This is a genomic window from Dactylosporangium sp. NPDC051485, assembly GCF_040682015.1.
Classification (GTDB): domain Bacteria; phylum Actinomycetota; class Actinomycetes; order Mycobacteriales; family Micromonosporaceae; genus Dactylosporangium.
This window is the reverse complement of record NZ_JBFAZW010000088.1, coordinates 27,505-45,688: the sequence shown is the minus strand read 5'-3', so window position 1 is coordinate 45,688 and position 18,184 is coordinate 27,505. Positions and strand designations below refer to the sequence as shown.

The window sequence follows — 18,184 nt, the reverse complement described above, 5'->3', positions numbered from 1 at the left end:
CAGCTCACCGACATCAACGGCGCCCGCGAGACGGTGTTCAAGGGCGAGACCCTGCGCGGCCTGCTGCTCACCTCGTACGGCTTCAGCGAGTTCGGTGCCAAGGCGGCCCAGGCCGCGCTGGTGGCCTACCTCGGCGCCGGGCTGCTGTTCCTGGTCGGTGCGGCCGGCCTGATCCACGCCGCCCGCACGCCGCGCAGCCAGGGCTTCGCGGAGCCCGAGCGGACCGCCGCCAAGGATCTCATCACCGCGTAACCGACCACTCGCGCAACCGGTCCCGGGCCTCAGGCCCGGGACCGGTTCACGTCGCACGCGAGTCGGGGGACTCTCCACGACAGGCCTTCCGGCCCGTGTGCGCGGTCGCCTGACGGGCGAGGGTGAGGGTATGGGGCAGCGTTGCCCCACCGGTGAAGGAGGAAGCCATGACGTACCGCGTCGCCATCAACGGTTTCGGCCGGATCGGCCGGGATCTCGTCCGGTGCCTGGTCGAGCGGGACCTGCTCGGCCGGGACATCGCCGTCGTCGCGATCAACGACCTGTTCGACACGGCGACGCTGGCGCACCTGCTGGAGTACGACTCGACCTTCGGCCGGCTGCGCGCCACCGTGGACGTCGACCCGTCCGGCGGCGGCCTGACGATCGGCGGGCACTACGTCGAGGTGCTGCGCCAGCGCGACCCGAGCTTCCTGCCCTGGGCCGATCTGGACGTCGACCTGGTGATCGAGTCGACGGGCAGGTTCCGCGGCCGCGAGGACGCGATCACGCACCTCAAGTCCGGCGCCCGCAAGGTGCTCATCTCCGCGCCCGGCAAGGACGTCGACGCAACCCTCGTGCCGGGCGTCAACGACAGCACGTACGACCCGCGGCTGCACGAGATCGTCTCGGCGGCGTCGTGCACCACGAACTGCGCCGCGCCCATGGCCCAGGTCCTGCACCGGGCGTTCGGCGTCGAGCAGGGCTTCCTGACCACGGTGCACGCGTACACCAATGATCAGGTCGTCCTCGACTCCCCGCACAAGGATCTGCGCCGCGCCCGGACGGCGGCCACCAACATCATCCCGACCGGAACCGGTGCTGCCAAGGCGATCGGCCTGGTGCTGCCCGAGCTCGCCGGGCGCCTCGGCGGGGTCGCGCTGCGAGTGCCGGTCGAGAACGGCTCGATGACCGACCTCACCGTCCGGCTGTCCGAGGCCGTCACGGCCGACCAGGTCAACGCCGCGTTCGCGGCGGCGGCGGACGGTCCGCTGGCGGGGATCCTGCGCTACAGCGAGGCGCCGCTGGTGTCCCGCGACATCATCGGCGACCCGGCGTCGTGCGTGTTCGACGCCGGGCTCACCGCGGCCGACGGGCACCTGGTGAAGGTCTTCGGCTGGTACGACAACGAGTGGGGCTACACCAACCGGCTGGTCGACCTGGCGCTGCGCTTCGCCGCCACCGCCGCGTAACCAGCCCGTCGCGTGGCGGCCGGATCGCCACTCCCCCTCGACCTGGTCGTCCGGCCGCCACGCGTTCGGCAGCGCGCGCAAGATCCCCTCCCGCAGGTGGGCGGTCACGGGTCGAGGGGGGTGAGCGGCGGATGGCGTTGCGCCTCCCGCGCGGCAAGGATGGCCATGTCGCGCCGGTACTGTTCGGCCGACAGGTACCCGGCCAGCAGCCACTTGGTGAGCACGGCCTCGGCCCGCTCGCCTCGCAGTGAAGCCGGCGGCAGTCCGAGCGACTCCCGGCTCCGGCGCCTGGCGATCCACGCGCTACCGGACGACAAGATCGCCACCACCACCAGGACAATCAAGAAGACGGCGAGCTCCACCACGACCACCCCCGCCGGCATCCGCCTCGTCTTCAACCTTTGCTCAGCCGGTTTCCGGCAGCAACCGGTTCGCGGATACCTCCGCCCCCGCGGCGGCATCTCGGGCGAGCTCTCAGCGAGAGTCCCACCGCCAGCAAGCAGACCCACGCCGCACTGCCGCCGTTGCGCATTCCGCCACATCGGAGATCAGCGGCGGTACATCGGGAAGCTGCCAGCCGCCTTCACCGCCGACACCGTCGCGACTGTCGTGATGCCGCCCCTCCGGGGCAGGCCGGCAGCGGGCATAGCCTAGCAATCCTATGTGATTAGTATGCGACAGTCCATGATTTTCCCCGTGGTCGTGACAAGGGCGACAGGACTGACCGCAGAGCGTTGACACCATCGACGGGTACTGTTCCACTTGCGCCATGGCACCAGCGTTGCGACTGACGATCCGCGGACACATCGACTTCGGTCGCGTGGGGTCGTCGCGCTGTCCCGCCTGACCAGCGCTCACCGCCCCCGCACGTCCGGGTAGGCGTAACCCCGTCGAATCCCCAGCAGACCACCTCGGCGTAGCACCCCGGCCGAGCGGTCGATGCTGTCCGCACATCACGCCCGGAGGCCCATGATGACCGTCGCTCCCGTCCGACCGGAGACATCCGCCGTGGACGCCGACCTGTTCCGGCGCCTGCTACGCCACCACGCCGCTTCCGCCGTGGTGATCACCGCGGCGGGTGCTCCCCCGGCCGGCTTCACCGCCACATCGTTCACGTCGGTCTCGCTCGACCCGCCGCTGGTGTCGTTCAGCCTGTCCCGCACCGCGTCGACGTGGCGCACCGTCGAGCGCGCCCGCACCGTCGCCGTCCATGTCCTGGGCCACGAGCACGAGCACATCGCCCGGACGTTCGCCACCAGCGGCATCGACCGCTTCGCCGCGGGCGTCGCGTGGGAGCCCGGCCTGGACGGTGTGCCGCTGCTGCACGGCGTGCCGACCCGCCTGGTCTGCCGGGTCACCGAGCGGATCGCGGCCGGCGACCACACGATCGTGCTGGCCACGCCGGTCGCCGGCCAGCACGCCGACGACGAGCTCGCGGCGCCGCTGGTCTACCACGCCGGACGGTACGGCACCCTGCACCACGGCCGGAACCGATGAGCCCCGTGTCCACGTCACCGGCGCGCCCCACCCCGCCGATCGGCACCGCATGAGCGAGGTGCTCGACAGCGTCGTCTGGGCAGCCCTCACCGGGCCGTACCACCGGTCCTTCGCGGAGATCCGGGGGCAGGCCGCCCGTTACCACCCGGACGTCGCGCCGTTCGTCACCGTCTCGGACCGGGCCGACGAGCGGGTGTGGGACGATCTCGCCGGACTCGTCGGCCCGGGCGCGACGATCCCGCTGACCGGCACCAGCCTGACGCCGCCGGAGGACTGGGACGTCGTCGCCCGCGACGCCGGCGTCCAGCTGGTCGACGTCGCCGTCGATGCCGCCGACGACCCGGAGGCGGTGCGGCTCACCGCCGCCGATGTGCCGGAGATCCTCGCCCTCATCGAGCGGACCAAGCCCGGGCCGTTCCGGCCGCGCACCATCGAGCTGGGCACCTATCTGGGCATCCGCCGCGACGGCGCGCTCGTCGCGATGGCCGGCGAACGGCTGCACCTGCCCGGCTGGACCGAGATCAGCGCAGTCTGCACCGATCCCGCCCACCGCGGGCAGGGGCTCGCCACCCGGCTCGTCCGGGCGGTCGCGGCCGGCATCCGCCGCAGGGGCGAGACGCCGTTCCTGCACGCCGCGGCGACCAACTCCAACGCCATCCGGCTGTACGAGTCCCTCGGCTTCAAGCTGCGCCGGCACACCACGTTCAGCGTGGTGCGGACGCCCGGGAAGCCGGCGGCCTGACCCGGCCCGCAACGATCGAAGGCCATGCGGAGACCGGGCTGGGGCGAACACGCCGCGACGGCGGTCAGGCGGTGTGCCGCCCGGCACGGGCCGGAGCCAGGTGTTCCCGCGCCCACTCCTCGAACGAGCTGAGCCGGATGCCGAGCGCGCGCGCGAACTCCGGGCGCGCCGGCTGTCCGGCCACGTTCATCAGCTCCATCGGCAGGCCCGCGTACGCCGGCATGCCCGCGGCGAGGGCCTCCGGCTCGGTCATGTCGGGCGCGGTGAGCGCGACGCCGAGGGCGCGGGACAGAATCTCGGCGATCTCCTCCAGCGACAGGTAGTCGCTCGCCAGCTCGAGCTCGACCTCGTGGAAGCGCTGCGGCTGGGCCACGGCCGCGGCCACCGTCGTGCCGATGTCGTCGACCGCGACCAGGGACAGTCGCGTCGATGGCCTCAGCACGGTCACGATGCCGCCCTCGGCGCCGCGGGGCAGCAGGTACGCCATGGAGGGCAGGAAGTTCTCCATGAAGAAGCCCGGCTTGACCAGTGTCCAGAGCGGAAAGCCCGCTTGCCGGACCAGGTTCTCGATGCCGGACTTGGCGGCGTAGTACGGCTCCAGGGGTGCCCATCGGCCGGAGTCGTAGCCGGGCGCGGCCGGTAGCCGGCCGGAGCCCGACACGGACGTGTGCACGAACTGCGGTACCCCCGCGGCGCGTGCGGCCGCGATCAGGTTGGCCGCCTGCCGCAGTTCGCCATCGAAGTCGAATGTGCCGTCCTTCTCCTCGGCCAACTGGACCGAGAACACGGCCCGGACGCCGCGCACCGCCCCGGCCAGCGAGCCGGGGTCTCGCAGGTCGCCTTGCACGAGGTCCGCGCCCAGGGCGGCGACGGACGACGCCCGGTCGCTCTGCGGGTCGCGAACCACTGCCCTTACGGGAATCCCGGCCGCCAGCAGCGCACGGGCGGACGCTCCGCCCTGCTTGCCGGTGGCGCCGACAACGAGCACGGGAGCGGAATCAGCAGGCATGGGCCCTCCTGGAAAGCGGGAAGCAGAAACGGCGCACCCCGCCGTTTCCGTGTCTGCTAACATACGGCGGACCCCGCCACTTAGCAAGCGTGTGGAGACACCATGACCGGCCAGCGCGCGGACGCCCGCCGCAACTACGCGCTCCTGCTGTCCGTGGCCGAGCAGGCGATCGCCGAGCAGGGTGCCGACGCGTCGCTGGAACAGATCGCCCGCACGGCGCGGGTCGGATCCGGCACCGTACGCCGGCATTTCCCGACGCGGCACGCCCTGCTCGAGGCGGTCTTCCGCAAGCAGGTCGACGCGCTCTGCGAGCGGGCCCGAGGCCTGGAAGACCACCCGGACGGCCGCTCGGCGCTGCTGGAATGGCTGCACGCCGTACTGTCGTTCGCCGCCACCATCCGCGGGCTGGCCGAGGCCCTCAACCGCGACCACGTCGCCGACCCCGGCGAGGCCCACGAGCACTGCGCCACCGCGCGGCTGACCGAGGCCGGCGACCCCCTGGTGCGCCGCGCCGCGGCCGACGGCGCCCTGACCCCGGGCGCGACCATCACCGACCTGCTCAACCTGGTTACCGGCATCGCGCTGGCCACCGAGCACCACCCGGACGCCGGCGGGGAGGCGAACCGCCTCCTGCGCCTGACCATCGCGGGCGTCAGCCCGGCGTAGCACCGCCGACGCCCTGCTAATCCTATCTGATAGGTAGACATTCGCCCGGCGAGCCTCTATCGTTCGATCAATGCGCCCCTATGACGTCGGCATCAGCGGCGCCGGGGTGCCCGGCGTCACCGCCGCGTACCACCCGGCCCGGCGCAGCCGACGCGCGGGCGGCCCCACCGGTGCCGTGCGGACCTCCGGCACCAACCGGTTCCCGGCCGGGATCGCCCGGGACAGCGCGGCCGGACCGACTGGCGCGCGAATCCTCGGCTGAGGCTCGAAAGGAACACCATGAGCGCGACACCCCTGGCCGTCCTCGACCTCATCCCGCGCAGCAGCGGCGTCGACAACGCCACCGCGGTGCGCAACGCCATCGACCTCGCGCGGCAGGCCGAGCGCTTCGGCTACCAGCGGTACTGGTTCGCCGAGCACCACCTCAACCCGGGCGTGCTCGGCGCGTCGCCGGCCGTGTCGATCGCGCTGGTCGCCGGGGCCACCAGCGCCATCCGCATCGGCTCGGCCGGGGTCCAGCTCGGGCACCGGCAGCCCCTCGCCACCGTCGAGGAGTTCGGGCTGCTCGACGCGGTGTACCCGGGCCGGCTCGACCTCGGCCTGGGCCGCTCCATCGGGCGGCAGAAGCCCGCGGCCACCGAGGGCACCGACGCGGGCCAGCCGCTGGTCGCGGCGGTTTCGGCGTACGCGGCGAACCGCGGGGGCGGCGACCACGCGACCGAGCAGCGGACCGGCAACGGGCTGCTGCTGCCGAAGCAGTTCGACTTCAGCCGCCTGCTCGCCACGTCGGCGACGAAGGTGGCCACCCAGCTGGACCTGCTGCAGCAGCCGGGCGCGTACACGCCGAGCTACGACTCGCAGATCAGCGACATCCTCGCGTTCCTGGCCGGCACGTACGTGTCCCCGAACGGGGTCGCGGTCAGTGCCTACCCCGGCGAGGGCGCCGCGATCCAGGTGTGGATCCTCGGCGCGTCCGGCGGCTCCAGCGCGACCGTCGCCGGCGAGCGGGGGCTGCGGTTCGCGGCCTCCTATCACCACAGCCCGAGCACCGTCCTGGACGCGGTCGAGGCGTACCGGGCCGCGTTCCGCCCGTCCGCGGAGCTCGACCGTCCGCACGTCTCCGTCTCCGCCGACGTCGTGGTCGGCGAGACCGACGAACACGCCGCGGTCCTCGCCTCCGGATACGGCCTGTGGGTCCGCAGCATCCGCGCCGGCTCGGGCGCGATCCCCTTCCCCACGCCCGAGGAGGCGGCCCGGCACGAGTGGACCGAGGAGGACCGCGACCTCGTCCGCGACCGCGTCGAGACGCAGCTGGTCGGCTCCCCGCAGACCGTAGCCGACAAGCTCGAACAGCTGCGCGACGCTACCGGCGCCGACGAGCTGGCCGTCACCACCATCACCCACGACCACGCCGACCGGGTGCGCTCCTACGAGCTGCTGGCCGGCGAGTGGGCCCGCCGCGGCAACGCATGACCACCGTCGAGGCCGGGGTGCAGGTGCGGCGCGACTACCGCCGCACGTTCACCCGCACCTGAGCAGGCGACCGCCGCCACGGTCGCCCCTAAAAATCGCCCCAAGGAAAGGGAACACGCCGCCGCGCCCTACGAGCGCCGGAAGATGACCTCGTGGCGCCAGGCGTCGCGGGGTTCGCGGTGCAGGGCGGCGAACTCCTCCGCGATGAGATCGGGGTCGTACGGCGTGCCCGGCTTCACCACGCCGCAGACGGTGACGGTCGCGACGTGCAGTCCCTGGTCGCCGTACTGTGCGTGCAGGAGGTCGGCGACCGTGCGCAGGCCGGCCTTGCCCAGCGAGAGTGAGGCCACGGCCGGCATCGGCTCCGCCATGCCGCCGGTGAACAGCAGCGAGCCGCCGCCGTTGGCCACCATCGCCGGGGCCAGGTGGGTTGCGACGGTGACGCCGCCGACGACGTTGACGGCGAGCGTGTCCAGCAGCTGCGCGGCGGAGAGGTCGCCGAGCTCGTCGTAACGGATGTGGGCGGCGTTGTACAGCACCGCGTCCGGCACCCCGATTGCGGCGATGGCCCGGTCCAGCGCGGAACGGATCGCGGCCTCGTCGGTCACGTCGGCGGTGAAGCCGGGGAACGGGCCCCGGACCGATGCCTCCGAGCGGGCGATCACCGCCACGGGCACCCCGTCGGCGGCGAACCTCCGGGCGGTCGACGTGCCGATCAGCGGCCCCGCGCCAACGACGATCAGTCCGGCCATGTGCTGCTCCTTGTCAACGTGCGTGACGTTCGTGATGGCTAGCGTTCCCCGCCGGTGACCTCACGAACATCATCGCCGCTGCCGGCCCCGGTTGTCGCCGTCACCGGGGCCGAGCACGCGTGGGTCACCCGCTGCGACACCACGGGATGAGCGCGACCTTGCCGCCCGGGTGGCCGCGGCGCGCCAGGTCCGATCGCGACCGGCACGCGCCGCGGGTCAGGTTCGGTGGCGAGTCACGGGCGGGGGCGCAGGCCGAGGTGTTCGCGCAGCGTGGTCCCGGTGTAGGCGGTGCGGTACACCCCGCGCTCCTGCAACGCCGGGACCAGGCGCTCCACGATGTCGTCCAGCCCGTGCGGCACCAGATACGGCGAGACGTTGAAGCCGTCCAGCGCGCCGTGCCGTACGAAGTGCGCGAACTTGTCGGCGAGGGCCTGCGGCGTGCCGACGTGCCCGCGGGAGCGGGCGCCCAGGTGGATGACCGTCTCGCGGATCGACCAGTTGTTGGCGTCGGCGGCCTCGCGCCACTGCCGCACGATGCTCTCGGCGTTGGAGACGCGGGTGGTCCCGAACGCGCCGCTGTCGTCGGGCGGCAGCGGATCCTCCTTCGGCAGCGGGCCGTCCGGGTCGTACCCGCTGAGGTCGAGGTTCCACACCAGGCTCGCCTGTGCCAGCGCGGTGGCCGGGGTGATCTGCTCGCGGCGGACCCAGTCGGCCTTCTCCTCGGCCTCGGCTGGCGTGTCGCCGATGACGATCGCCGTGCCCGGCAGGATGCGGATGTCGTCCTCCGGGCGGCCGGCGGCGCGCAGGCGGGCGCGGATGTCGTCGGCGAACGCCAGGGCGTCGTCGAACTCGGTGCCGTGGGCGGAGAAGATGACGTCGGCGTTTCGGGCGGCGAAGTCGCGCCCCTCGCCGGAGTCGCCGGCCTGGAAGATGACCGGGTGGCCCTGGCGGCTGCGGGGCAGGGTCGGCGGGGCGTCGACCGTGAACTGGTCCGTTCGGACGCGAACGGTCTCGGTAACGCCCCAGCCGTCCCAGATCGCGCGGGCCGCGTTGAGGAACTGCTCGGCGCGCTTGTACCGGTCGGCGTGGTCGAGGAACCCGCCGCGGCGGAAGTTCTCGCCCGTCCAGGCATTGTCGGTGGTCACGACGTTCCAGCCGGCCCGGCCGTCGGAGAGCAGGTCGAGGCCGGACAGGCGGCGGGCCAGGTCGGCGGGTTCGTTGAACGTGGTGTTCGTGGTCGACACCAGGCCGATGCGGTCGGTGACGGCGGCCAGGGCCGACAGCTGGGTGATCGCGTCGGGGCGGCCGGCGACGTCGAGGTCGTGGACCCGCCCGGCGACCTCGCGCAGCCGCAGGCCCTCGCCGAGGAAGAACGCGTCGAACAGGCCACGCTCGGCGGTCTGGGCCACGCGGCGGTAGGACTCCGGGGAGATCTGCGACCCGCTCGCCGGGTCCGACCAGATCGTCCAGTAGTTCACGCCCTGGAAGAAGACGCCGAAATGCACCTGCGCGTCCGGCCGGGGCACGTCGGCGGGGTCGGTGCGGGTCATGCGGCGCCTCCCAGGGTCGCGTAGCGGCTGCTCGGACGCGGCAGTCCGAGCGTCTGGCGCAGCGTGTGCCCCGGCAGCGGCCGGCTCGCGACGCGCGCTGCGATCAATGCCGGGATGACGTACTGCGAAAGCACGGCCAGGTCCTCATCGAGCACGAGGGGATGCAGCCGGACCCCGTCCACGCCGCCGCGGCCCGCGAGGTTGCGCAGCAGTGTCACGAGGCCTTCGGGGCTTCCGGTGTACCGCAGGTGCCCCCGCGACACCCACGGCGCATACGCGTCCAGCTCGGCGACCCGATCGACGCCGTCGGCCGCCGCCGTGTCCAGGGCGACCTCGAGTTCCACGAAGGTGCGCGGCGTCGTGGTCTTGGCGGCCGCGGCCAGCACCGCATCCACATTCCCGCCGCCGACGAGCGCGACGTCGAGCTCGGCGTCGGGCACCAGACCGTGCGCGGCGAACACCACGAGTTGCCCCTGCGGCGGCCGGGGCACGATGGCGGGCCCCTTCACCGAGTACGTCGCGGCCCGGTGGTCGATGTAGTGCAGCCGGTCCCGGTCGAGGTATCGGCCCGTGGCGACGTCGCGGATGACGGCGTCGTCCTCCCACGAGTCCCACAGTTCACGCACGACGAGTACCGAATCCCGGGCCTCCTGCGCCGGATCGGCGGCGGGACGCCCCCACGCCGCGGCCACCTCGGGCTGCGGGCTCGCGGCGACGACCCACCCGGCCCGTCCCGCCGAGATGTGGTCGACGGAGGCGAGTTGCGAGGAGACGTGGAAGGGTTCGGTGTAGGTCGTCGACACCACGGGCGCGACGGAGAGCACGCTGGTCGCGGCGGCGATGAAGCCCGCCCGCTCCACGCTGCCGATCCGTCCGGGCGTCACCAGGTCGTCGTCCAGGGTCACCAGCGCGAACCCGGCCCGCTCGGCCACCTCGGCCACGTGCCGCACGCGCCGGGGCGTGACCAGTTCGGCCCGCGGATGAGCGGCCCGCCGCCAGGCGGCCGGATGAGCCCCGTCCCCGTCGATCTCGACGGCGAGCACTAACGTCATACCTATAAAACCTATCGACTTGATAGCTAATTGTCGAGGATCCCGGACGTGGCCGGCGGCACATCGAAAGCGACAGTGGCGGTTGCGGCACGGCGGCGGGCGGAGATAATCGGCGAACTCGGCGGCCATCGCCGGGGGCACGGCCACCCGAGGCCCGCCACGATCGCGGATGCGACACGTATTCGGCTGTCAACACTGCCCCGAAGGAGACCCGGTGAACCGCGACTCGGCCTCGACCCAGTACGAGCGGCTGCGCGACGAGATCGTCACCGGCCGGATCGCGCCGGGCACAGTGCTGCTGGAGACGGTGCTCGCGGAGCGGCTCGGGGTGTCGCGGACGCCGGTGCGCGAGGCCCTCGCGATGCTGGAGCGCGACGCACTGCTGGAGCGGGACCGGCGCGGCTACCGGGTGCGCACGCGCAGCCCCGAGGAGCTGCTGGAGATCTACGCGGCCCGCATCGCGCTCGAGTCGACGTGCGCGGCCGCGGCGGCCGGGCGGCGCTCGGCGTTCGACCTGGCCCGGCTGCGGCACCTGACCGGCGAGGCGGCGGCGACCGACGACCCGGTGCAGCTGCGCGAGCTGCACGCGGCCTGGCACAAGGCCCTGCGCGCCGCGGCGGGCAACGCCACGATCATCGACCTGCTGGAGCGGCTCGACACACTGCTGGCCGTGTACGACGCCGACGAGCCGACCCTCGCCGACCGGGAGGAGGCCGCGGCCGAGCACGGGAAGGTCGTCGACGCGATCGAGGCCGGCGACGCCGAGGAGGCGCGGCGGGCCCTCGTGGCCCACCTGGACCGTTCCCGCGAGGCCCGCCTGGCGAAGCTCGCCGCCGGCGCGTAACACCTCAAGCAAGCTACGTCACAGGTAGCAGCCCCTTGTCCGAGCGTCGACGCGTGTATACGCTCGGGCAGATTTCATAGCAATCACGTCTGAATACTGGAGTAATCATGGTCCGCAGGCTGGCCGTGGCGGCAGCGTCGGTGACGCTGCTGGCCGCATGCAGCAGCACCGGTTCGCCCGGTGACGGCGCCGCGTCCGGCGCCCCCGTGCGCGGCGGCACCGTCGTGTTCGCCACCGATGTCGAACCCACCTGCCTCGACCCCGCGGCCCCGAGCCAGATCGCCACGCAGATCCTGCAGCGCAACGTGTACGACTCGCTGATCTACCAGGACGCGAAGGGCGCCTTCCACCCCTGGCTGGCCAGCTCCTGGGACGTCTCGGCCGACGGTACGGCGTACACCTTCCATCTGCGCGACGGCGTGACGTTCCACGACGGCACGAAGCTCGACGCGACCGCGGCCAAGGCGACCTTCGACCACTTCACCGACCCGGCGACCAAGGCCCCGCTGGCCGGCTCGCTGCCGTTCGCCTCGGCGACCGCGACCGACCCGAGCACCCTCGTGGTCAAGCTCAAGTCGCCGTTCGCCCCGTTCCTGCAGCTGGTGTCGTTCTCCGTGCTCGGCATCCAGTCCCCGGCGGCACTCGCGAAGGGCCAGGCCGCCCTGTGCGCCGGCGGACCGGGCGCGGCCGTGGGCACCGGGCCGTTCACCACGGCCACGTACACCAAGGGGCAGAGCCTCACGTTCGCGCGGTACGACGCCTACAACTGGCCGCCGGAGGGCGCAGCGCACCAGGGCGCCGCGTACCTGGACAAGGTCGAGGTCCGCTTCCTGCCGGAGAACGCGATCCGGGTCGGCGCGGTCAGCAGCGGCCAGGCCCAGCTCGCCGCGAACGTGCCGCCGGTGACCGCGGCGTCGTTCGAGGCCGGCGGCGGGGTGCGGGTGCTCAGCGCGACCGCGGCCGGCACGCCGTTCACCGCGTACCTCAACACCAAGCGGGCCCCGTTCGACGACGTCAAGGTGCGCCAGGCGTTCCAGCGCGGCATCGACATCGATAACATCGTTAAGTCGGTCTATGCGGGCCGCTTCCCGCGCGCCTGGAGCCCGCTGACGCCGAGCACGCCGTACTCGTACGACAGCACGCTGGAGAACAGCTGGCCGCAGGACCTGACGCTGGCCAACCGGCTGCTCGACGAGGCCGGCTGGCAGCAGAAGGACGCGCAGGGGTACCGCACCAAGGACGGCAAGCGCCTGACCGTCGGCTGGGTCCAGAACAGCACCGTCATGCGCGAGCAGCGCGACGTCGTCGCCCAGGCCATCGCCGACAACGCCAAGAAACTCGGCTTCGAGGTGAGCGTGCAGGGCCTCGACGCCGGCACGTTCTCGGCCCGGACCAAGGCCGGCGACTACGACATCGCCGACCAGAGCAACCAGCGGGCCGACCCGGACATGCTCTACAACGTGTGGTCGTCGAAGTTCGTGGCCACCAAGGGCGGCGCCAACTACGCCGGCGTCGATGACCCGCAGGTCGACCAGTGGCTCAGCCAGGGCACCACGGCGCTGCGGCAGGAGGACCGGCCGGCGGCCTACAAGCCGCTGCAGAAGTGGGTCATCGACAACGCCGCGGCGGTGCCGATCTACGTCCCGCAGTACCTCCTCGGCGCCTCCAACGCCGTGCAGGGCGTGCAGTTCACCGTCTCCGGGTACCCGGACTCCTTCTACACCGTGTGGCGGACCAAGTGAGCACCGACGACTTCGAGGCCTGGCTGGCCGCGCGCGCCGAGGAGGTGGCCGGCCCGGCCGGCCACACCGCCCTGACCGGCACGTACCCGGTCGCGGAGCCGATCGTCATCGACGGCGTGCCCGGCACCTGGAGCGTCCAGGACGGTCGGCTCACCGTCACCGTCGAGCCGGGCGCGCCGCTGAGCAAGGACGGCGCGCCGGTGACCGGCACCGCGTTCGTCGAGGGCGACCTCGAGGCACCCGGCGTGACGATCCGGACGTTCGCGCGGGAGGACGGGCCGGTGGTGCGCACCTACGAGCACGCCGCGCCCGGCCGGACGGACTTCGCCGGCATCGACCGGTACCCGTACGACGAGCGCTTCCGCGTCCCGGCGACGTTCGAGCCGTTCGCCGCGCCCGAGGCCACCCCGATCCCCTACCAGCGGGACGACGTGGTCCGCGCGCACGTCGTGCCCGGCGAGCTGACGTTCACCCTCGGCGACGCCGAGCACCGGGTGCGGGCGTTCGAGGGCCACGGCGGCCTGTGGTTCGTGTTCGCCGACGCGACGACCGGTGTGAGCACGTACCGCCCGGGCCGCTTCGTCGAGGCCCGCACGGCGCCGGAGGGGTACGTGGTGGACTTCAACCGCGCGTACCTGCCGCCGTGCGCGTTCTCGGACTGGTACAACTGCCCGCTCCCGCCCCGGGAGAACGTGCTGACGACCGCGGTCGAGGCGGGCGAGCGGTCGGTGCTGGGCCGTGCCCACCCGGCGTGACGCCGGCCGCCTCGCCCGCCGGGCGGCGATCGCGGTCGTGCAGCTGTGGGGCGCCGCCACGCTGTGCTTCGCGATGCTGCACCTGATCCCCGGCGACCCGGTCGACATCATCATGGGCAACCAGGCACTGGTCTCGCCGGAGCTCAAGGCCCAGGTGCGCGCCGGTTACGGGCTGGACGACCCGGTCGCGGTGCAGTACCTGCGGCTGCTGGGCGACCTGGCCCGCGGCGACCTCGGCACCTCCTACCAGCTGCAGCGGCCGGTGTGGGGCGCCCTGGCCGAGCAGGTGCTGCCCACCGTCCAGCTCGCGGGGGCGGCGCTGCTGCTCGCGGTACTGCTGGCGGTGGGCGCGGCGGTGCTGGTCCCCGAGCGCAGCCGCGCCGCCCGGGCGCTGTTCTCCGGGCTGGAGATGGTCGCCGTGTCGCTGCCGCAGTATTGGCTGGGCATCCTGCTCATCACGTTCCTGTCGCTGCGCTGGCACCTGTTCCCGGTCATCGAGGCCGGCACCTGGCGCAGTCTCGTGCTGCCGGCCGTCGCGGTCGCCCTGCCGATCGCCGGCACCCTCGCCCAGGTGCTGCGCGAGGAGATGGACACCGCCCTCGCCCAGCCGTTCGTCACCGCGGCCCGGGCCCGCGGCGCCGGTGCGCTGGCCGTGCGGACCGGGCACGCGCTGCGGCACTGCCTGGTCCCGGCCACCACGCTCACCGGCTGGTTCGTCGGCAGCCTGCTCGGTGGCTCGGTCCTCATCGAGCAGGTCTTCGGCCGGCCCGGGCTCGGCCAGGTCGCGCTGACCGCCGTGACGAACAAGGACCTGCCGATGGTGACCGGCGTGGTCATGCTGGCCGCCGCCGTGTACGTCGCGGTGAACCTGCTCGTCGAGGCCTCCTATCTCGTCATCGACCCGAGGGTGCGTCGCGATGGGACGTAGGCTCGCCGTATCGGCCGCGGCGCTGGTCATCCTCGCCGTCGTCGGCGCCGCGCTGTGGCCGCAGCTGCTCACCGGCCACGACCCGAACGCAACCGACCCGCTCGCCTCGTTCCGCCCGCCGGGCGCCGGGCACTGGTTCGGCACCGACCAGCTCGGCCGGGACCTGTTCGCCCGGGCCGTCTACGGCGCCCGGCACTCGCTGCGCATCGCCGCCGGCGCGACGCTCGTCGCGCTGCTCGTGGCCGTGCCGGTGAGCGTCCTGGCCGCGCTCGGCGGCCGGTTCGCCGACAGCGTCGTCAGCCGGGTCCTCGACGTGCTGCTGTCGTTCCCGGCACTGCTGCTGGCGCTGGTCGTGGTCACCATCGCCGGCCGGGGCGAGCTCAGCCTGCTGCTGGCGATCGGCCTGGCCGACATGCCCGGCTACGCCCGCCTGCTGCGCTCCCGGCTGCTCGTGGTCCGCAACGCCGGCTACGTCGAGGCGGCCACCGGGCTCGGCGTCGGCCCGTGGACCTCGCTGTGGCGGCACATCCTGCCCAACGCGGCCGGGCCGCTGCTGGTGACCGCGACGCTCGGGCTGGGGGTGGCCGTCATCTTCGCCTCCGGGCTGAGCTTCCTCGGCCTCGGCGCCCAGCCGCCGACGCCGGAGTGGGGCGCGATGCTCGCCGAGGGCCGCTCGACGCTGGCCGTCGCCTGGTGGGCCGGGGTCTTCCCGGGCCTGCTCATCACCGTCACCGCGGTCGCCGTCACCATCCTGGGTCGCGACCTGCGCAACCGCTTCGGCATCGGCTCGGTCCGGCCGTGAGCCATTTTGGAGGTACCCCCGTGCCCACCGACCGCTACGGGCAGCGCGTGTCCACCGAGGACCCGCAGGCCGCCGCGGCCTACTTCGACGCCGTCGACGCGTACCTGGCTCTCGACGACACCGCCGTCGACGGCTTCGCCCAGGCGACCGCGCTCGACCCTGGCCTCGCCGTCGCGTACCTCGGGCTCGGGCTCAGCCTGGCCTCGGCCGGCCGCGACGCCGAGGCCCGGGAGGCGTTCACCGCCGCCGTCCGGCTGCGCCGCGAGCACCCCGACCGGCTCGGCCCGCGCGAGGTCCGCCAGATCGACCTCGTCACCGCGCCGCCCGCCCACCTCGCCGCCTACGCCGAGCATCTGGAGGCCCACCCCGGCGACCTGCTCGTACTCGGGTTCGCCGCCGGGCTGCTCAGCGGCCGGCGCATCGCCGCGGGCACCGGCCGCGACGGCGTACTCGCGCTGGCCGCGCCGTCGGCGGCCGCGTTCCCGGACGACTGGGCGCTGGCCGGGATCTGCGCGCTGGAGCTGGAGGAGGCATGGCAGTTCGAGCAGGCCGAGGCCGCGGCGGAGCGCTCGCTGCGGGACCGGCCCGACAACCGCGCCGCCTGTCACGGGTACGTCCACGTGCTGCACGAGACCGGGCGCATCGCCACCGTGGAGTCGTTCCTCAACGGCTGGTTCGCCACCCGGCACCCGCACTCGCCGCTGCAGACGCACCTGCGCTGGCACCACGCGCTCGTGGCGCTGGAGCACGACGACACCGAACTCGGGCTGCGGCGCTACCACGCCGCCATCGACCCCGGCGTCTCCACCCGCCGCACCACGCTCGTCGACGCCGCCGCCGTGCTGTGGCGGCTGCGGATCGACGGCCACACCGCCCTGCCGTGGCGCCCGGTCGCCGAGCTCGCCCGCGCCCAGCTCGCGGCCGCGCGCGGCGCGCTGTTCGACGTGCACGCCGCCCTCGCCCTGGCCGCCGCCGACCGGGAAGGCCTCGTCGCCCTCCGCGCCGCCTGGGCGGCCGAGACCACCCGGCCCAACCGCGACGTCGTCCTCGCCGTCCTCGACGGCGTCACCGCGCACGCCGACGGTCGCTACGACGTGGCCGCGCAGCACCTCGGCGGCGTGGTCGCGGCGGTGGCCCTCGTCGGCGGCAGCCGCCTGCAGCAGGACATCGTCGTGGACACGCTGTGCGACGCCCTGGCCCGCAGCGGGGACGCCGCCCGGGCCGCCGACATCCTGGCCGACCGCCAGCACCGGCGCCGGTCGCGGCGCGACGCGCGCTGGATCGCCGACCTGCGCCGGGATGCCGCGGTGGCGGCGCGGTGAGCCCCGACCCGGTCCTGGCCGCCGACGACCTGCACGTCACGTTCCGCACCGCCCGCGGTACCGTCGAGGCGGTCCGGGGCATCTCCTTCACCCTCCACAAGGGACAGTGCCTGGCCATCGTCGGCGAGTCCGGCTCCGGCAAGAGCGCCACCGCCCGCGCCCTGCTCGGCCTGGCCGGCCCGGCCGCCACCGTCACCGCCGCCGGGCTGCGGCTCTCCGGCCGGGACCTGACCACGCTGACCGAGGCCGAGTGGCGGCACCTGCGCGGCCGCGACATCGGGCTCGTCGCGCAGGACGCGCTCGGCTCGCTCAACCCGCTGCACCGGGTGCACCGCGACGTCGGCGAGCCGCTGCGCCGGCACCGCCTGATCTCGCGCGCCCTGCGGCCCGGCCGGGTGGTCGACGCCCTCGCCGACGCCGGGGTCCCGGAGGCGGCGGTGCGGGCGCAGCAGTACCCCCACCAGCTCTCCGGCGGCCTGCGCCAGCGGGCCCTCATCGCCTCCGCCACCATCGCGAACCCGCCGGTCCTCGTCGTCGACGAACCGACCACCGCCCTCGACGTCACCGTGCAGGCCCAGGTCCTGACCCTGCTGGAGGAGCTCAAGGCCGGCGGCACCGCGCTGCTCATGATCAGCCACGACCTGGCCGTGGTGGCCCGCATGGCCGACCACATCCTGGTGATGCGCGAGGGCGTCGTCGTCGAGTCGGGGCCCCCGGCATCGGTGCTCGGCGCGGCCCGGCACCCGTACACGCGCCGGCTCCTCGCCGCGGTCCCCACCGGCCGGCCCCGCCGGGACCCGGACGGGCCCCCCGGCCCGGCGCTGCTCGAGGTGCGGGAGGTCAGCAAGCGCTACCGCCGCCCCGACGGCACCGACCACGCCGCCGTGCGCGACGTCTCGTTCACCGTCACCGCCGGGCGCACCCTCGGAGTCGTCGGCGAGTCCGGCTCCGGCAAGAGCACCGTGGCCCGCATCGCCCTCGGCCTGCTGCGCCCCGACGACGGCGACGTCCGCTTCGCCGGCACCCCCTGGAGTTCGGTGCCGGAGCGGCGCCGCCGCCCGCAGCGCGGCCGCATCCAGCTCATCCAGCAGGACCCGCTCGGCGCGTTCGACCCCCGCTTCACCGCCGGCCAGGTCGTCGCCGAGGCGCTGCGGACGCAACGCGACCGGGCAGCCCGGCGCCGGCGCGTCGCCGAACTCCTGGAGACCGTCGGCCTGGACACGTCGCTGGCCGACCGCCGCCCGGCCGAGATGTCCGGCGGCCAGCGCCAGCGCGTCGCGATCGCCCGGGCCCTGGCCACCGGCCCCGAGCTGCTGGTGTGCGACGAGCCGGTGTCCGCGCTGGACGTCTCCATCCAGGCCCAGATCCTCGAGCTGCTGGCGGGCCTGCAGGCGCAGCGCGGCCTGGCGATGCTGTTCATCTCGCACGACCTGGCCGTCATCCGGCAGCTCAGCGACGAGGTCCTGGTCATGAAGGACGGCGCCGTGGTGGAACGCGGCCCGGCCGACGACGTCTTCGACCGCCCCGCCGACCGCTACACCCGCGAACTGCTCGCCGCGGTTCCCACCCTTCCGGTGTACCCGTAACGCCGGCCCGGGCGGGGTCAAA

At 73.7% G+C, this 18,184-nt stretch carries 18 protein-coding genes and 1 pseudogene; 14 read left to right on the top strand and 5 right to left on the bottom strand.

All coding sequences use genetic code 11. The features are described 5' to 3' along the window. Positions 1-252: pseudogene (locus AB0M46_RS37385) on the top strand (hypothetical protein); the annotation flags it as partial. 167 nt (positions 253-419) lie between these two features. Next, positions 420-1,442, top strand: coding sequence for a type I glyceraldehyde-3-phosphate dehydrogenase (gene gap / locus AB0M46_RS37380; protein ID WP_363344124.1), 1,023 nt, complete (start codon positions 420-422; stop codon positions 1,440-1,442). Positions 1,443-1,546: 104 nt separating this feature from the next. On the opposite strand, the gene AB0M46_RS37375 is transcribed toward gap, so the two are convergent. After that, entirely contained in the window at positions 1,547-1,804 is a 258-nt protein-coding gene (locus tag AB0M46_RS37375) for a hypothetical protein (protein ID WP_363344122.1), read from the bottom strand. A 646-nt stretch (positions 1,805-2,450) separates the two neighbouring features. On the opposite strand from AB0M46_RS37375, the gene AB0M46_RS37370 reads away from it, so the two are divergent. Both AB0M46_RS37370 and AB0M46_RS37365 read left to right on the top strand, forming a co-directional pair. Further along, a complete protein-coding gene (locus AB0M46_RS37370) occupies positions 2,451-2,939 on the top strand; it encodes a flavin reductase family protein (RefSeq protein ID WP_363344120.1) in 489 nt (162 codons plus the stop codon). Positions 2,940-2,988: 49 nt separating this feature from the next. Further along, positions 2,989-3,681: a GNAT family N-acetyltransferase gene (locus AB0M46_RS37365; protein ID WP_363344118.1), complete on the top strand. Its 693-nt coding sequence runs from the start codon at positions 2,989-2,991 to the stop codon at positions 3,679-3,681. Between the two features lie 64 nt (positions 3,682-3,745). On the opposite strand, the gene AB0M46_RS37360 is transcribed toward AB0M46_RS37365, so the two are convergent. After that, complete coding sequence (locus tag AB0M46_RS37360) at positions 3,746-4,690, bottom strand: NmrA family NAD(P)-binding protein (RefSeq protein ID WP_363344115.1); 945 nt, start codon at positions 4,688-4,690, stop codon at positions 3,746-3,748. Between the two features lie 102 nt (positions 4,691-4,792). Here AB0M46_RS37360 and AB0M46_RS37355 point away from each other — a divergent pair, with 102 nt between their 5' ends. The 3 genes from AB0M46_RS37355 to AB0M46_RS37345 all read left to right on the top strand — a co-directional run bounded on the left by AB0M46_RS37355 (position 4,793) and on the right by AB0M46_RS37345 (position 6,829). After that, entirely contained in the window at positions 4,793-5,356 is a 564-nt protein-coding gene (locus AB0M46_RS37355) for a TetR/AcrR family transcriptional regulator (RefSeq protein ID WP_363344113.1), read from the top strand. A 70-nt stretch (positions 5,357-5,426) separates the two neighbouring features. Beyond that, positions 5,427-5,618 carry a hypothetical protein gene (locus tag AB0M46_RS37350; protein ID WP_363344111.1) on the top strand — a complete coding sequence of 64 codons (192 nt, stop codon included), beginning with the start codon at positions 5,427-5,429 and terminating at the stop codon, positions 5,616-5,618. A gap of 17 nt (positions 5,619-5,635) precedes the next feature. Beyond that, positions 5,636-6,829 carry an LLM class flavin-dependent oxidoreductase gene (locus AB0M46_RS37345; RefSeq protein WP_363344109.1) on the top strand — a complete coding sequence of 398 codons (1,194 nt, stop codon included), beginning with the start codon at positions 5,636-5,638 and terminating at the stop codon, positions 6,827-6,829. Between the two features lie 128 nt (positions 6,830-6,957). On the opposite strand, the gene AB0M46_RS37340 is transcribed toward AB0M46_RS37345, so the two are convergent. The 3 genes from AB0M46_RS37340 to AB0M46_RS37330 form a co-directional block, all read right to left on the bottom strand. Then, positions 6,958-7,581 carry an SDR family NAD(P)-dependent oxidoreductase gene (locus tag AB0M46_RS37340; RefSeq protein ID WP_363344107.1) on the bottom strand — a complete coding sequence of 208 codons (624 nt, stop codon included), beginning with the start codon at positions 7,579-7,581 and terminating at the stop codon, positions 6,958-6,960. A 233-nt stretch (positions 7,582-7,814) separates the two neighbouring features. Beyond that, positions 7,815-9,131 (bottom strand): NtaA/DmoA family FMN-dependent monooxygenase, encoded by a 1,317-nt coding sequence (locus AB0M46_RS37335; RefSeq protein WP_363344105.1) that lies wholly within the window; start codon positions 9,129-9,131, stop codon positions 7,815-7,817. Further along, entirely contained in the window at positions 9,128-10,183 is a 1,056-nt protein-coding gene (locus tag AB0M46_RS37330) for an LLM class flavin-dependent oxidoreductase (RefSeq protein ID WP_363344103.1), read from the bottom strand. Before AB0M46_RS37330 ends, AB0M46_RS37335 begins: the two co-directional genes overlap by 4 nt. 214 nt (positions 10,184-10,397) lie before the next feature. Here AB0M46_RS37330 and AB0M46_RS37325 point away from each other — a divergent pair, with 214 nt between their 5' ends. The 7 genes from AB0M46_RS37325 (at position 10,398) to AB0M46_RS37295 (ending at position 18,162) form a co-directional block, all read left to right on the top strand. Beyond that, the gene (locus tag AB0M46_RS37325) at positions 10,398-11,027 is read left to right on the top strand and encodes a GntR family transcriptional regulator (RefSeq protein ID WP_363344101.1); all 630 of its coding nucleotides are present in this window, start codon (positions 10,398-10,400) and stop codon (positions 11,025-11,027) included. A 107-nt stretch (positions 11,028-11,134) separates the two neighbouring features. Continuing rightward, on the top strand, positions 11,135-12,769 hold the full coding sequence (locus tag AB0M46_RS37320) for an ABC transporter substrate-binding protein (protein ID WP_363344099.1): 1,635 nt from the start codon (positions 11,135-11,137) through the stop codon (positions 12,767-12,769). After that, on the top strand, positions 12,766-13,524 hold the full coding sequence (locus tag AB0M46_RS37315) for a DUF1684 domain-containing protein (RefSeq protein ID WP_363344097.1): 759 nt from the start codon (positions 12,766-12,768) through the stop codon (positions 13,522-13,524). Before AB0M46_RS37320 ends, AB0M46_RS37315 begins: the two co-directional genes overlap by 4 nt. Then, entirely contained in the window at positions 13,508-14,452 is a 945-nt protein-coding gene (locus tag AB0M46_RS37310) for an ABC transporter permease (protein ID WP_363344095.1), read from the top strand. The genes AB0M46_RS37315 and AB0M46_RS37310 overlap by 17 nt, the downstream gene beginning before the upstream one ends. Continuing rightward, positions 14,442-15,254: an ABC transporter permease gene (locus AB0M46_RS37305; protein ID WP_363344093.1), complete on the top strand. Its 813-nt coding sequence runs from the start codon at positions 14,442-14,444 to the stop codon at positions 15,252-15,254. Before AB0M46_RS37310 ends, AB0M46_RS37305 begins: the two co-directional genes overlap by 11 nt. 20 nt (positions 15,255-15,274) lie before the next feature. Further along, the gene (locus AB0M46_RS37300; protein ID WP_363344091.1) at positions 15,275-16,576 is read left to right on the top strand and encodes a hypothetical protein; all 1,302 of its coding nucleotides are present in this window, start codon (positions 15,275-15,277) and stop codon (positions 16,574-16,576) included. Further along, positions 16,573-18,162, top strand: a complete 1,590-nt coding sequence (locus AB0M46_RS37295) for an ABC transporter ATP-binding protein (protein ID WP_363344089.1) — start codon at positions 16,573-16,575, stop codon at positions 18,160-18,162. Before AB0M46_RS37300 ends, AB0M46_RS37295 begins: the two co-directional genes overlap by 4 nt. Positions 18,163-18,184 lie beyond the last annotated feature (22 nt).